Origin of the sequence: Pseudomonas sp. F8002 (assembly GCF_013385495.1) — a bacterium.
Lineage (GTDB): Bacteria > Pseudomonadota > Gammaproteobacteria > Pseudomonadales > Pseudomonadaceae > Aquipseudomonas.
In genome coordinates this window covers 113,378-126,372 of record NZ_JACAPW010000025.1, presented here as the reverse complement: position 1 = coordinate 126,372, position 12,995 = coordinate 113,378, and the positions used below count along the sequence as shown (strand labels likewise).

The window sequence follows — 12,995 nt, the reverse complement described above, 5'->3', positions numbered from 1 at the left end:
AAATCCTTGATTTTGTTGGATTTCAGGCACAAAAAAAGACGTCCGTGGACGTCTTTAGTTGATCAATTGGTGGAGCCGGGGGGATTTGAACCCGCGTCTAACCCTTATATTACGTGGCTTACAGCCTCCAAGCTGCCATTTTGCTGTCATTGATTATCGGGCTGTCATTGAGCCGCAGCACGATACTATGTGGTCAATCAAGGCATGAAGCTTTCTAAAGTCGTACCCAGAAGGTTTTTTAAGAGCTTTTCGGAATTGGGAAACATAGAATTCTTTATCCGTTAGCGCACCCTGGTAACATTGCATATGGTTGTTAAAACTACTCCACCTTACAATTGGCGGCTTCGAATTCTTGTATTGAAGGTCAAGAAATAATTCAATTGAGACTGCGCTTCCATTAATGTTTGCTCGAAACAAACCGTTCGGTCCGATTGTATCGACGTTTTCAAAATCTGGAAGTGGCGGTAGCGTAGTGGTTTTGAGATTGCTTAAGGTTTTTATCTTTGAGCACTTTTGATGCTTTTCTAATCCTTCGGTGTCATTGTCAAATATTACGAGGCATTTGTTTTCAACCCCTATTCTCGCCAGACCTTGATAAAAATTAAAAAGGTTGCCTGTGCCAGTGAATGGATAGTTTTCAGTCATATCGATGTATTTGAAGAAATCCTTAATGTCAGGGCGCAAATAGCTAATTGCCTCTTTGATGACGAATGTATCGCTGGAGCCTTCAGTGATAATTAAATAGGAGTGCTCATTTTCCCAATCACGGAAAAGCTCCTCATCGCTCGTCCAGCCTCCTCCAATTATCCCGCCAGTGTGCCATTCAAGCTGTAAATCAAGATTCTTAGGGTTTTTTGAGAGCAACCACAATTGAATATAGGGATTAAGATTTTCAAAAAAAGACAGTGTGTTTCTATCCCTGGTGCCCACGGCTTCTCTTAAATCAGCAAATTCGGGCAGCCCGAACATCATCTGGGCGTATTCGCCAAGATCGTAATTTCCATCTTCTTCCGGATGGTCCTGAGGCGTGATAACAATGTTTTTTACAATGTTTGCAAAAGTGTCAAAGTCAATATCTAAAGGAGGGAGGTATTCAGGGTAGCTTAATTTATGTTCGTTAAAAATTTCCCTGATCGTGTATTCGTTGTAACCGTACAGTTCTAACCTTGGCTTTGCATCGCGAAGTGTTCGCCGGTAGCCATAGTTCTCGTATTCGCAATCATCATCTTTCGTAATGGACAGTAGAGCTCTATCCGAGGGAGTGAATAGTTTTGAATGGTTGATGTATCCGTTATTTTTCCCCCAGTCGATCTCTATCCCGCCAATCGTGAGGCTTACAATCGAGCCCATTGTGATTTGCTCCGTCTAATCGACTTAGTTCTGAGAAAACGCGTACTGCGTTTTCTCCCGCTGAATTATCTGCATTTGGCATCCACCTGCCATAAACTCGTGCAATCATAGTCCAATCACTATGCCCCATCTGTTTGGCCACCCACATTGGGTGTTCGCCTGCTGACAGCATCATCGACGCATAGGTATGGCGAGTTTGGTATGGGCGACGGTAGCGCACACCGGCTTTCTTCATCGCCGGCACCCACATCGTCTTTCGGATCGGGCCGTCACCCGCCCAGCGTTCAAGCATGCGCGGGTTCTGAAACACCTCGGCATCTGCGAGGAACGTGTGCGCCTTTTGCGCCTTCAACGCTTCCATCGCAGGGAGGAGCAGCTTCACGCTTCGGCGCCCAGCGGCGGTTTTTGTGGTCTCCGCCGTTCCCTTGCTGGCCTGGGTCATCGCGCGGCTCACCATGACCTCTTCACGCAGCCAATCGATATCACCCCAATCCAGCGCCCCCAGTTCGCTGGTGCGAAGGCCGGTCCAGATGGCGAACTGCATCATGTTGCGGGCTTGGCCGGAGAGGGTGCCCAGAATGGCCTGCTGCTCTTCGGGGCTGAATGGGTCGACGTCGTCCTCTTTCGGCGGAGCGGCCTTGCGCGAGTAGGTCCAGCCAGCCAGAGGGTTCAATTCGATTAGCTCCTCCTCTGTGGCGTCGTTAAGGGCGGAGCGCAGGCAGCTCTGGATATTGCTGAGCGTCTTGTTGCTCACCTCCAGAGTGTCGAGCCAGTCCCGCACCGTCTTTCGTTTCAGGTCCACCAGCATCGAGTCGCCCAGGGCCGGGATCAGGCGAAGCGTGACCAGCTTCCGGTACCCGTCGAAGGTACTGCTGGCGACATGCTTCTCCTTGGCAGCCAGCCACCGGGTCAAGAAACCATTGACCGTCTCGCGGGATGCCTCGGGCGCAAACTTCGCCGCCCGGGCAGATCCTGGAAAGGTCACCGAGTAGTCGAAGGTTCCGATCGATATCGCGTGCTCGATAGCGGCCTTGTGCTGCTCAGCCTTTTTCAGATTAGTGGCGGTGGGCTTGAGCGTGATCCGCTCGCGGCACCTGACGCCCCGATACATGAACGTGATTTCGATACTCGAATCGGAGACTGCCCGAACTCCCCTCCCGCCTCTACCCATGATTCGTATCCCTCTACATCGAGTAGCGTCCGGCCATCCGGCGCCTTGATCCATATCTCACCGAGCCGCCAGATCCCGTCACGGATCTTTGAGCGGATCGCGTCTTCTGTATAGCCAGACTCGCTGGCAAATTTCCTAACGGTCACATAGCGCATAGCTTCACCGCTCTTCGTGTCGCGACACGTTTTCGTTATCCGTGGATGGTGTCGCGACCTCTTTCGGCCCGGTGCCAAGGATCGGCGTCTTGCGATAGCACTCAGCCGGAAAGCCATACTCCCGGCAGGCGCAAACCGCGCCACAGTCATCCTCGTATTGCTCGATCCGCAACAGGCCGTGCTTCACTGCGATGTTTTGAATGTCGCCGCCGTCAAAGCTGCCGCCATCGAAGCTGGCGTTGATCATTTGAACGGCGAACGCTCTCAGCTGATTGCGCTCCCGCTCCAGCGTGTGAAGCGTCATACGCGCACCCATTACCTCCTTTGCACTTTCGCGAGCTTTGTCGATCTCGGTCTGAGTCAGGGTTTGCAGCCGCTCGTTCTCGGCTTTCAGCCTGCGCAGGGCCTCGTCCGGCACCAAGGTGTGGCCGTGCAACTCGCGGCCTAGGTAAGCCAGCAGATTCTTCGCCTCGTCGTGGTACATGTGGCGCTCGGCCTGGTTCTCGTCTTGGTCGTGCTCGCCATCCACGAAGCGCTTGAGCAGGAAGGCCAGCGAGTTGCGTTCGGCCAGCAAAGTGCGGAATGCTGGTGCCACTTCTGGCGTTTGGCAGCCGCCGTGTGGCGAACACATACCCGGTATCAGGCAGCGAGTCATGGATTTACGGCATATCAAATCAGTCACGGTCTGCTCCCCGCTGAAAGTGGTCAGCCAGTACCCGGCGCGCGTCGATCCCGCACGAAGCCGACATTGCGTAGATCTGGCCGAAGGTGGTTTCCCGGCGCTGCAGGGCGTTGAACAGTTCGATCAGGCGCTGGCCCTTGGTACCGTTGCGGCGGCTCATAGATGGAACCCCTTTTCATATGGCCGACCTGCCGGTGCGCTAATCTGCGATTTTGCGCAAGTTGACGATTCGCTGGTTTCGGACGGGAGCAGGGCGGCCATTTGAAGTCCTATTTTTGGACCTGAGTCAGCGTGAGAAGCCTGGCCTGTGTCTCTCGCAGGGGTGGCCTGCTTTAGGAACAAACTGTCCGGCAAGCACCTGATCCCGGTGTTGTTCAAGATCCAGCAGGTGACGCCGCGCATGCTGTCGTGCTGGACGCTGATTACCTGCTCGCCGGCGGCAGCCTGGCCCGCGATCAGCAGCAGCGCGAGAAGGGCGGGGGAGATCTGACGGCGCTTCATGGCTGCGCATCCGCGCCGACAGCAAATGCCCTCATGACGCGATCGAGCTCGCTGTCGAGGCCTTCTTTCACCAGCAGATTGCCGTAGAAGTCACGCACCTTGATCGGCAGCGTCAGACTGAATGCGACGTCGCGCAGAAACTCGTAGCGACGGGCATTCGCGGCCATCTTGATGCGCTGGTCGATATGCAGCGATTCAGCCGCGACTTCGGCCTCACCCCGTATCTTTCCTTCGTCACCCTTATCGGCAGCGCTGAGCATCGCGAATATGCCGTACATGCCTGCTGAAAGAGCGATAAACAGAAACGCAAACATCGCGTTTTCGCCGCGCGATGGGCTTACTACATCGGGCGAGGTCTCCATCAGCACAGCACTCATAACGGCGGCCACAACTGCCCCGATGATCACGTTCCGGAGAAGCCTCCAGAGGTTGAATTTCTTACGGTCCATGTCCAACTCCTGCTGTTAATTTTGATGATGGTGGAGGGGGTTAATAGCCCAGCCAGGCGAGGACATCCGCCGACTTGTATTGCTCGTGAACACCAAGGTCTTCGTCGAACTCATCGACGCTTGATCCGTGCTTTTTCACTTCTGCCAGGGCCTCTGCGCGGGTGACGACGGTCGGCCAGCTCTCTTCGTAGGTTTCCATTTCACTTTCCCAGGGCCGAACAGATCCCGGCCGCGTTTTTGGCATTCGCAAAAATCAGGTTTGGTTTAAGCGATAAAAGTGCCCAGGAACTGGGCGCTGTCTTCTTGGCGCTGCGGTCCGGGGTTGGGGGCAATAACGCAGGCAGCCTGAATCAGGCCTAGCGCGAAAGCTTTTGCTACGAGAGCGGCCCGCCGAGTGACACCCAGTTTGGTTGTCAGTGCCAGAAGGCGTTTATCGATGGCGTTAGCTGAAACCCCCAGCTCGCGAGCGGCCTCTTTTGAGGTCTTACCAGCCGCCACTGCCATCAAACACTGCAGCTCACGCGGAGCTGCTCCGCGGCCCAGGAAGCCGGTGAAGCCTGCGAAGTTGATGGTTGTGGTGGTCATCCTTGTAGCTCCATACGGGTTGCGATGGAGTAAATATACTAGCGGTTATATTATCAAATCAATACTTATGGTTATTTTATTTTTCCGGGCCAAAAAAAACCCGCTGGGGTGCGGGCGTTTCGGGAGTGTTATTACTCAGAGTTTCATCAGCGCCCGGACGACAACGCCAATTATTTTGCAATTACCGTTGATTGCCATCATCGGGTAGGCGGGGTTGAGCGGCTTTAAGAAGCGCTGACCACCATCCTCTACAAGCTTTTTGAAGGTTGCCTCGTTGCTATCGGTAAGCTTTGCCACGACAAGCTTGCCATGGCGTGCTTCTTCTTCTGTGTCCACAAGTATCAGCATCCCCTCAGGAATGCTCATTCCTGACAGAGAAGTCATAGAGTCGCCTTTTACTTCGAGCCAGAAGGCCGCGCCCTTGGCTTCATAGTCGGACAGTTCGTATCGATCCGAAAAGCCGGGCGGGTAAGGCTCATTGGCTTCTGCCCATGAGCCAGCTGCTACCCAGCTTAGGAATGGATAGCTAAACGACAGCCTTGGCTGTCCCACGTATTGAATGTTCGCGTCGTTGCTAAGGCCGGCGCCAAGGTTGGCGGCCGCAGCACTCTGCTCAATCTGCCTTGCAAGGCGAGGGCTGAAGGCTTGAACTGGGACGCCAAGCTTTTGCGCGAAGATCGCGGCCACTCTTGTATTTAACGGATTCTCGCCATTCAAATAATGGCTAACCGCCGCCTGGCTCACGCCCAGCGCATCCGCGAGATCTGACTGGGTCAGATTCATTTCTTTACGTTTCGCAACGTAAAGCGCCTTCAGGAGCGCGCACTCGTTTGCAAGTGCGTCTGGGAGGGTTCGTTTTTTCATGAGGTAAATTTATAACCATTAGTAGATCCTTGCAAAAACCATCGGTATGGACAAAAACAATACTGATAGTTATTCTTCGTGTCATTAGCCATTTTCAGGTGAGCCCATGACGCCCATCCAACTTCACGAATTTGTTGATCTGCATGGTCAGGACGAGGCCGCAAAAGTCTTGGGCTCAAGCCAGGCTGCAATCAGTAAAGCCATTAAGGCCGGGCGCTTAATTCTCATATCCGAAGAGCACCCCGGCTGCTTTACCGGTGTTGAGCTGAAGGGGTTCCCATCTGGAGGGGACCGAGAAAAGCCCCGCCTCGACCTTGAAGAAATTTTGAGCCAGATCACCAAAGTAGGCGAGTCCGCTGTTGGTGCTGTGGATGCATCCAGTATCCAGCAGGCAGTTCAGTGATCGGTGCGTGTGTCCGCGTTCCGCTCGCCGAGTATGTCGAGCGAGAAGGCAGGAAAAAAGCTGCGCTGGCGCTGGACTGTACTGGCCCAGCTCTATCCAAAGCAATTGCGGCGGGTAGAACCATTTTCGTGGACCTAGCGGAATGCGGCTTAGTTTCAGCAACAGAAATCAGCAAGTTTCCAAGTCGTTGATGAGGTGTGTTCCTCGGATGCGCAGGTCTGGCCGCCCTATGGCTGGATACCTGAAGTATTCTATGGCTACTGGATGTAACCCCAGTGCAAGGATTCAAGAATGAAGCACGCAGACGCACCAGAGCAACAAATAACAGGGCCGCCCTGATAGTGCGCCTGCTTCAAACTCTGTTTTTGGCGTAGTCCAAAAAGCAGAAAACCCGCCTGGCAGCGGGTTCTCAATCGGCACTTGTTGACGCAAGCGCTTAGGTATTTCTTCGTCTAGAGGACGATTTCATGCACCCAAAAAATAGCAACAAACAATCCGAAGCGCAAGACACGCTCACAACTGAAGTCGGTTTTTGCGAAACCCCTATCGATAACAAACGGGAGTGCATGCTCCAGGTCGTTCCCGGTATTGGCTCCCGTGACGCGATTCAGCAGGCGCGCACCCTCGCTTCTGGCCTCGGCCAGATCTGCCAGCACATGCACGAAAGCCTTAACTACGGTGAGATGGTGTATTGCGATGGCATGGCCACATTGAGGTTTGTAGCCGACAGCGTCAGTGCTTTGCTCTGGTCCGTTCAGAAAGGCCTTCCCTCGGAAATCGCAGAGAGGGGGCAAGCATGAAAAGTCAATCCCTCACACTTGAGCATGAGTTCATGGTCAGCGGTAGCCACGCTGTCCTTTCAGCAGCAGGTGGCGTGCCCGTTCACGAGTCGCTCGACGCAGCGACCAATCTGCTTGAAGCAGTATCTGCTGGCCTGCGGGAATTGATGTGTGTTCCGGCCGTATCCAACCAGGCGACGCTGGCATACTTCGCCGCCGAGAACGCCCTTGCACTCGTTTACGCCTCACATGCCGCCGTTGAACCGGCGGCCGGAGGTGCCGCATGAATGCTGTCCTTAACGCGCCAGAAATCCATGCGGTTGCTTCTGAGGCAGAGTTCCAGCTGATCTGCGCCAAGCAACAACTCGAATGGCTCGGAGCGCTTGCCCGTGCCATCGCGATGAACGTTGAGCACGGTAAGGGCCGAGATGTTCAGGTGCTCGCGGGCCTGGCCAAGTATCTCGATGACTCTGGAGTCTCTTCAATTGAGTCAGCGATTGATCACTTCAAGGAAATTGGTGTGGTGAACCCGGCGCCACGTTCTGCGCAACCCGAATACGTGGCGCGGGAAATCGGGGGTGATCAATGAACCTGGTTCCCTTCGACTTTCGCGGTACCGCCATCCGCGTCATCACCGGTGAGCACGGAGAGCCGTTGTTTGTCGCCAAGGATGTCGCCGATCTTCTGGATTATGCCGACACCGACAAAGCTATTCGCACTCATTGCAAGGCTGCGCAGACCTACCCCGTCGAAATGGCGGGTCAGGTCCGGCACGTGAAAGTGGTGCCAGAACGAGATCTTTATCGTCTTGTGATGCGCTCGAAGATGCCAGCTGCTGAGGCATTCGAGGAATGGGTGGTGGGCGAGGTACTGCCGAGCATTCGAAAAACGGGCAGTTATGAGCACCCGCTGTCGCCGGCCGAGCAGTTGCTGGCGAATGCCCAGCTACTGGTGGACATGGAGCGCCGCCAGGATCGCATCGATCAGGCAGTCGCCGGCATTGAAACCCGGGTGGCTAGCGTCGAGCAGGTCCGATACCTCGACTCAAGGCCTGCCGGTTTTGAGTCGATGACGACGATCCGCCACCGCATCAACCTCCGGCACGGCATTCCTCCCTGGGTTATCAACGCCGTAATGCGAGACATCCCCGGCGCGCCGCTGCCGTTTGCCATGGTGCGTAGCAACCACGCTGACGACGGTGCACAGCCGTATCCGATCTGGCCCACCGCCGATATCACCCGCCGCTTTGACCGGTTCGCCTCCGAGTGCGCGTTCGTCACCGCCGAGCGCGCTACCCACCCCGATATTCAGCAAGGCCGCTTCAAGCTGCGCCTAAGGACTTCCGCATGAACAACACCGAAACGCCCCCAGTTATCGAGGAGCGCAACGAGGCGTACTTCGAGCAGTTCGGCAATGACCAGCTGGCTTTCTTCGCCTGGCGCCTGCATGACGACTACCTCGATGTCCTGTTCGACGAAGAAAACCTGCTGGACAACATCCACGAGGCCGCCTGCTCTTTTGCTGAGGCTGCCATTGCTTTGCGCGTACTGACTCGTCGGTTGATCGGTATGGAGCCTTCCTTCGCCAAGTGCAAGGTCGACCACGTGCACATGGTCAGCTACGGCCTGGCCAAGCCGGATGGGGAGACGCTGCAATGACCAGATCCGAGGAACGAAAATTTCGTTCAATTGTGGCTGTGCTGTTCTTGGCTGGCTTCACCACCGAAGAAGTTCTCCGGCTGGTCAGGGAGCGCCGTATATGAGCATTCTCACCAGCGGCACCACCCTGCATGTCAGCGCCACGGCCGAAGTGGTCGCCGGCCCCTGGCCGAATTATTCCAATTGCCGCCACCTGCCTGAGCGCGACCGCTGGGAGGTCTACGCCATGGCCAAGGCCTCACGAGGCGCGCTGGAGGATCGCGGCGTGGTCATGACCGAGAGCTATGACGACTTCATCCGCCGTGTGACGCGGGAGCTGGACTTATGAGTGTTCAAGCCATGTCCTGGGCGCTCACCCAGCAGGTTGTCACCGATTCGCATACGCGTCATGTGCTGCTGTGCCTGGCCAACTACGCCGATCAGTCCGGGCGCGCTGCATTCCCTGCCGTTTCGAGTCTTGCGCTTGATACCGGTCTGGCGCCGCGCACAGTCCAATACCGCCTTCGTGAGTTGGAGTCGATTGGCTTGATCAAGCGTGGAAACCAGGCCGTTGCCGCCGCGTATATCTCCCAGCGCGATCGTGTTCCGGTCTGCTACGACCTCGACCTTTCACGGGGTGCACCGGATGCACCCCGCTCCGAACGGGGTGCACCTGACGACGCAACGGGGTGCACACCAGAACAGAACGGGGTGCACGCCACGACCGAACGGGGTGCACCGGGTGCACCCAATCCACCCACTAACCACCCATTAACCATCCTTAACCAAAAAGAATTCGCCAAGGCTCCTGAGAAGGCTGGAAAGATCAAGGCTCAAAAGTTCGATCCTTTGACTGCCAAACCGGCAAACGCATCGGAACAAGCCTGGGCCGACTTCTGCGAAATGCGCAAGGCAAAGCGTGCACCGCTGACCCTGCGAGCATGTGAACTGATCGCCAAGAAACTGGCCAACCATCCAGAGCCCGACGCCGTGCTGGACAAGTCCACCACCAGCAGTTGGTCGGACATCTACCCCGAATCGGTGTTGCCAGGCACTGGCGCCAAAAATGGTAAGCCATCCGCTTACAACAACTTGCCCCAGCACACAGACGATATGTATTCGCAGGAGGCTCCCAATGGCCCAGCGTTCTAATTTCCGCCGCCAGCCTGAACTGCGCACGTTCTCTGGCAACTGTCCGCACCATCCTGAAGTCGAGTCTCGCACTGAGGTGGAGCAGTTCGACGGATCAATGCTGGTCCGCCCGTGCAAGAAATGCCAGTTCCACGGCCTGCGCGTTGCGGAGCCTGGCAGTGAAGCGCACACCTTGGCCGTGGCTCAGGTTGCGGACGAACGCCTCAACAGCGCGCTCGTCGGCTCGGGTATCTCGCCTCGATTCTCGGACAGCACCTTCGCCACCTACCGCGCCACCGCCCCGGAGATGGTCGGAGCGCTGGAAAAGTGCCAGGGCTATGCCGATAACTTTGGCGAGCACTTCGCCGCTGGCCGCAATCTGCTCCTGACTGGGAATGTCGGTACCGGCAAGACGCATCTAGCCTGCAGCATTGTTCGTCAAGTCATCGGGCTGAACGCGATCGCGGTGATCACTACTGCCGCCGAGATTATCAGAGTGTTCAAACGCTCCATGGTCCGCGACTCAGGCTACACCGAAGGCGATGTGATCAATGAGCTGGCGAGCTTCGACCTGCTGGTCATTGATGAAGTCGGCGCCCAGTCGGGTACCCAATACGAGCTGGCGGTGCTGCATGAGGTGATCGACAAGCGCTACAACCTGATCCGCCCTACCGTGGTGGTCTCCAATCTGCATCCGACTTCTAAGCCGGACGGGGAAGGGCGCTGCGCCCCCAGCCTAGAGCAATACATCGGCGCTCGGGCACTGGATCGGCTGCGCGAAAACGGCGCCTTGCTGGCCGGTTTCACCTGGGCTTCGGCACGGGGGCGCACATGAACGACTTTCGCGAGCTGTACAGCGACGAAGCGGAACACGCGCTGCTGGGCTCCCTGATGCTGAATGGCGACCTGTTTGATTCGATCACGGCCAGCGTGACCACCGCCGACTTCCATGATCCGGAAAACGCAGCGTTGTTCCAGGTAATGCTCGACCTGCACGCTACTGGCGCACCGGTTGACCCGGTCACCCTTCACGACTTTAGGCCATATCTTCCCAGTGGGGGGACGACCATTGCCTACGCCGGCGAACTGGCCAAAAACACGCCCAGCACGGCCAACTGGAAGGCTTACGCGCGGACAGTCACGGAGCGAGCAGTACTTCGTCGCCTGGTGCGGGCGGCCGATGCCGTGCGCGAATCGGCCAAGGATAACAGGCCAGTGGCTGAGATCATCGCAGGCGCCCAGCAGGCGATGGCAGATCTTCGCGATCTGGACACCGGCGAGCCGGATTACAAACGCTTGGACGAAGTGGTGACGCGAAACATCGACATCATCGATGCCAAGTTCAACGGCGCCGTTCAGTCGGGGCTCTCCACTGGCCTGGTAGATCTGGACAAGTTAATCCGCGGTCTGCGCAAAAAAACCGTGACCATCGTCGCCGGCCTGCCTGGGAGCGGTAAGACCACGCTCGGCCTGCAGATCGCCCAGCACATTGCCTGCTCGGGGCTTGGCGTTGGCATGGTGTTCTCATTGGAGATGCCCGAGGAAGAACTGGCGAACCGCGCACTGGCTTCCCTGGGCAGCGTAGATCTGCAGGTTCTCGATAACGGCCAACTGCAGGATGACGACTGGCCGCGCCTGACCTCGGCAGTCAACAAGATCCTCGATAGGCCTCTGTACGTCAGCGACAAGTCGGGCCTTACCGTTGCGCGGATCAGGAGCATCTGCCGCCAGGTCAAGCGCAAACACGGCCTCGACGTGGTGGTGATCGACTACATCGGCCTTATCGGATCAGATGGCAAGGCGTTCAACCGTACCGCCGAGCTCGGCAAGATATCGACCGGGATCGTCAACATCGCCAAGGAACTGGAGGTGCCGGTGATCCTGTTGGCCCAGCTAAACCGTGACTCGACCAAGCGGCCGGGCAAGAAACCGATCGCTTCCGACCTGCGCGACTCCGGACAGATCGAGGCTGATGCCCACTGCATCATCCTTGTCCATCGGGACATGGACGACGAGCAGGGCCAGAACGGTGTCACCGAGTTGATCATGCCCAAGTGCAGACACGCACCTGTTGGATCGTGTGTTGTTCAGCAGCAGGGCAAGTTCGCCCGTTTCGTAAATTTCGTGGGCCGCGAGCCCAGCCAGGAAGAGGTTGAAATCAGTCGCCCCTTCGCCAGTCAATACAGGGGGAGAACGAACGCATGAGTACCGCCAACGCAAGGCCGAGCCTTAACGGACCGCGTGAAATGCCGTCCACCCTCGCCGAGTGCGAGATTCTCGACGAGGAATTGAGCCGCGACTCAATCCGACTTGAATGCCAGCTGGGAGTTGTGAAAGGGAAGTCTCAAGCCGATGGCGAATACGCTGATCCGGTTTGGTACCACCGGGCCAATGCCGCGCTAAAGCACATCAGGCGCGATCGCCAGCGGCTACTGGTGCACATGAAGCAACTCAGGACGGAGGCGCGCCGCACCGACCCGTACTGGCAGAGCCGCGAGCAGATGCTGATCCGGGCTCTACGAAACGAATTGCCAGAAGGCCGTTTTGACCAAATCGTCGAAGAGGTCGAACAGATTATCGAAGCGGGGATACCTCAATGAGTAACGTCACTGCGGCATCGCCGCGCAAGATGCTTGCGGATTACAGTCCCGCGATCTACCGGAACGTAATGTCGGCAATCGTCCGGGTACTGGCAGCCGACAACATCGACAACAGTACTAAACAGAGTTGGCAGAAGCTGATCGACTCGGGACCGCGTAATGGCGGTTTCAGGGCGCTACTCTCGGCGCGTGACCAATTTGATTACGACTGCTGTCTTCACGCACTGCTTCACCGGGAGCTAAATACGGCTCACTGGGACCTACTGGTTGGGAAGTACTCGACCAGCAAAGGCAACAGGGTTGGGGCTATTTCCAGGACCATCCCGCGTATTGGTTCTCCTGCGCCGGCACTCTTCATCTACAAGGCAACCACGGTCTGGTTCATCCCCAAGATGAAGGGCAAACAGGGTAAGCGATCTACTGATGTGGCGATCCTCCCTGATGAGTTCTACGACATAAATACCTGGGACACCGAGGCACGGCCGGATTCAACCCGGGGTCGCTGGCGGCTCGGTATTCACAAGTGCCTGGCTGCGATGGAGGAGGCCGCAGTGGTGCATGTCACAGAGATATTGGATCGTGAACAGTTGCTGGATGAAGTCGCTTGACACTGGTGGGTAAATGAGCGAAATTGCCATCCATCATCTGATCCCTGCGCGTTAACGGGATCGAAGAAAAAGCCCGGCCA

The 12,995-nt window shown here is 56.5% G+C and carries 22 protein-coding genes; 14 read left to right on the top strand and 8 right to left on the bottom strand.

What is annotated here, in order from left to right; translation table 11 throughout:
• Window positions 1–153 precede the first annotated feature (153 nt).
• The 4 genes from HX811_RS19755 to HX811_RS19740 form a co-directional block, all read right to left on the bottom strand.
• Window positions 154–1,350, bottom strand: coding sequence for a HEPN/Toprim-associated domain-containing protein (locus HX811_RS19755; protein WP_177047014.1), 1,197 nt, complete (start codon window positions 1,348–1,350; stop codon window positions 154–156).
• A complete protein-coding gene (locus tag HX811_RS19750) occupies window positions 1,292–2,521 on the bottom strand; it encodes an Arm DNA-binding domain-containing protein (protein ID WP_177047012.1) in 1,230 nt (409 codons plus the stop codon). Before HX811_RS19750 ends, HX811_RS19755 begins: the two co-directional genes overlap by 59 nt.
• 159 nt (window positions 2,522–2,680) lie before the next feature.
• A complete protein-coding gene (locus HX811_RS19745; protein ID WP_177047010.1) occupies window positions 2,681–3,358 on the bottom strand; it encodes a hypothetical protein in 678 nt (225 codons plus the stop codon).
• Window positions 3,351–3,518 (bottom strand): hypothetical protein, encoded by a 168-nt coding sequence (locus tag HX811_RS19740; RefSeq protein ID WP_177047006.1) that lies wholly within the window; start codon window positions 3,516–3,518, stop codon window positions 3,351–3,353. Before HX811_RS19740 ends, HX811_RS19745 begins: the two co-directional genes overlap by 8 nt.
• 147 nt (window positions 3,519–3,665) lie before the next feature.
• Between HX811_RS19740 and HX811_RS19735 the strand changes: the two genes are divergently transcribed.
• Window positions 3,666–3,848 (top strand): hypothetical protein, encoded by a 183-nt coding sequence (locus tag HX811_RS19735; RefSeq protein WP_177047004.1) that lies wholly within the window; start codon window positions 3,666–3,668, stop codon window positions 3,846–3,848.
• Window positions 3,849–3,855: 7 nt separating this feature from the next.
• On the opposite strand, the gene HX811_RS19730 is transcribed toward HX811_RS19735, so the two are convergent.
• The 4 genes from HX811_RS19730 to HX811_RS19715 form a co-directional block, all read right to left on the bottom strand.
• Window positions 3,856–4,308 carry a hypothetical protein gene (locus HX811_RS19730; RefSeq protein ID WP_177047002.1) on the bottom strand — a complete coding sequence of 151 codons (453 nt, stop codon included), beginning with the start codon at window positions 4,306–4,308 and terminating at the stop codon, window positions 3,856–3,858.
• Window positions 4,309–4,348: 40 nt separating this feature from the next.
• A complete protein-coding gene (locus HX811_RS19725; protein ID WP_177021569.1) occupies window positions 4,349–4,507 on the bottom strand; it encodes a hypothetical protein in 159 nt (52 codons plus the stop codon).
• A 65-nt stretch (window positions 4,508–4,572) separates the two neighbouring features.
• Entirely contained in the window at window positions 4,573–4,893 is a 321-nt protein-coding gene (locus HX811_RS19720) for a response regulator transcription factor (protein ID WP_177047000.1), read from the bottom strand.
• A 135-nt stretch (window positions 4,894–5,028) separates the two neighbouring features.
• Window positions 5,029–5,757, bottom strand: a complete 729-nt coding sequence (locus tag HX811_RS19715) for a LexA family transcriptional regulator (RefSeq protein ID WP_177046999.1) — start codon at window positions 5,755–5,757, stop codon at window positions 5,029–5,031.
• 106 nt (window positions 5,758–5,863) lie between these two features.
• Here HX811_RS19715 and HX811_RS19710 point away from each other — a divergent pair, with 106 nt between their 5' ends.
• The 13 genes from HX811_RS19710 to HX811_RS19650 all read left to right on the top strand — a co-directional run bounded on the left by HX811_RS19710 (window position 5,864) and on the right by HX811_RS19650 (window position 12,915).
• On the top strand, window positions 5,864–6,160 hold the full coding sequence (locus tag HX811_RS19710; RefSeq protein ID WP_177046998.1) for a Cro/CI family transcriptional regulator: 297 nt from the start codon (window positions 5,864–5,866) through the stop codon (window positions 6,158–6,160).
• The gene (locus HX811_RS32270; RefSeq protein WP_177046997.1) at window positions 6,157–6,351 is read left to right on the top strand and encodes a Cro/CI family transcriptional regulator; all 195 of its coding nucleotides are present in this window, start codon (window positions 6,157–6,159) and stop codon (window positions 6,349–6,351) included. Before HX811_RS19710 ends, HX811_RS32270 begins: the two co-directional genes overlap by 4 nt.
• Before the next feature lie 276 nt (window positions 6,352–6,627).
• Entirely contained in the window at window positions 6,628–6,960 is a 333-nt protein-coding gene (locus HX811_RS19700; protein WP_177046996.1) for a hypothetical protein, read from the top strand.
• Window positions 6,957–7,226, top strand: a complete 270-nt coding sequence (locus HX811_RS19695; protein WP_177046995.1) for a hypothetical protein — start codon at window positions 6,957–6,959, stop codon at window positions 7,224–7,226. The genes HX811_RS19700 and HX811_RS19695 overlap by 4 nt, the downstream gene beginning before the upstream one ends.
• The gene (locus HX811_RS19690; RefSeq protein ID WP_177046994.1) at window positions 7,223–7,528 is read left to right on the top strand and encodes a hypothetical protein; all 306 of its coding nucleotides are present in this window, start codon (window positions 7,223–7,225) and stop codon (window positions 7,526–7,528) included. The genes HX811_RS19695 and HX811_RS19690 overlap by 4 nt, the downstream gene beginning before the upstream one ends.
• A complete protein-coding gene (locus HX811_RS19685; protein WP_177046993.1) occupies window positions 7,525–8,289 on the top strand; it encodes a BRO family protein in 765 nt (254 codons plus the stop codon). Before HX811_RS19690 ends, HX811_RS19685 begins: the two co-directional genes overlap by 4 nt.
• Complete coding sequence (locus HX811_RS19680; RefSeq protein WP_177046992.1) at window positions 8,286–8,597, top strand: hypothetical protein; 312 nt, start codon at window positions 8,286–8,288, stop codon at window positions 8,595–8,597. Before HX811_RS19685 ends, HX811_RS19680 begins: the two co-directional genes overlap by 4 nt.
• 100 nt (window positions 8,598–8,697) lie before the next feature.
• Window positions 8,698–8,925: a hypothetical protein gene (locus tag HX811_RS19675; RefSeq protein WP_177046990.1), complete on the top strand. Its 228-nt coding sequence runs from the start codon at window positions 8,698–8,700 to the stop codon at window positions 8,923–8,925.
• Entirely contained in the window at window positions 8,922–9,728 is an 807-nt protein-coding gene (locus HX811_RS19670; protein WP_177046988.1) for a helix-turn-helix domain-containing protein, read from the top strand. Before HX811_RS19675 ends, HX811_RS19670 begins: the two co-directional genes overlap by 4 nt.
• On the top strand, window positions 9,712–10,542 hold the full coding sequence (locus HX811_RS19665; RefSeq protein WP_177046986.1) for an ATP-binding protein: 831 nt from the start codon (window positions 9,712–9,714) through the stop codon (window positions 10,540–10,542). The genes HX811_RS19670 and HX811_RS19665 overlap by 17 nt, the downstream gene beginning before the upstream one ends.
• The gene (locus HX811_RS19660; RefSeq protein WP_177046984.1) at window positions 10,539–11,912 is read left to right on the top strand and encodes a replicative DNA helicase; all 1,374 of its coding nucleotides are present in this window, start codon (window positions 10,539–10,541) and stop codon (window positions 11,910–11,912) included. Before HX811_RS19665 ends, HX811_RS19660 begins: the two co-directional genes overlap by 4 nt.
• Window positions 11,909–12,307, top strand: a complete 399-nt coding sequence (locus HX811_RS19655; RefSeq protein ID WP_177046982.1) for a hypothetical protein — start codon at window positions 11,909–11,911, stop codon at window positions 12,305–12,307. The genes HX811_RS19660 and HX811_RS19655 overlap by 4 nt, the downstream gene beginning before the upstream one ends.
• Window positions 12,304–12,915, top strand: a complete 612-nt coding sequence (locus HX811_RS19650; RefSeq protein ID WP_177046981.1) for a hypothetical protein — start codon at window positions 12,304–12,306, stop codon at window positions 12,913–12,915. Before HX811_RS19655 ends, HX811_RS19650 begins: the two co-directional genes overlap by 4 nt.
• The last annotated feature ends 80 nt before the right edge of the window (window positions 12,916–12,995 follow it).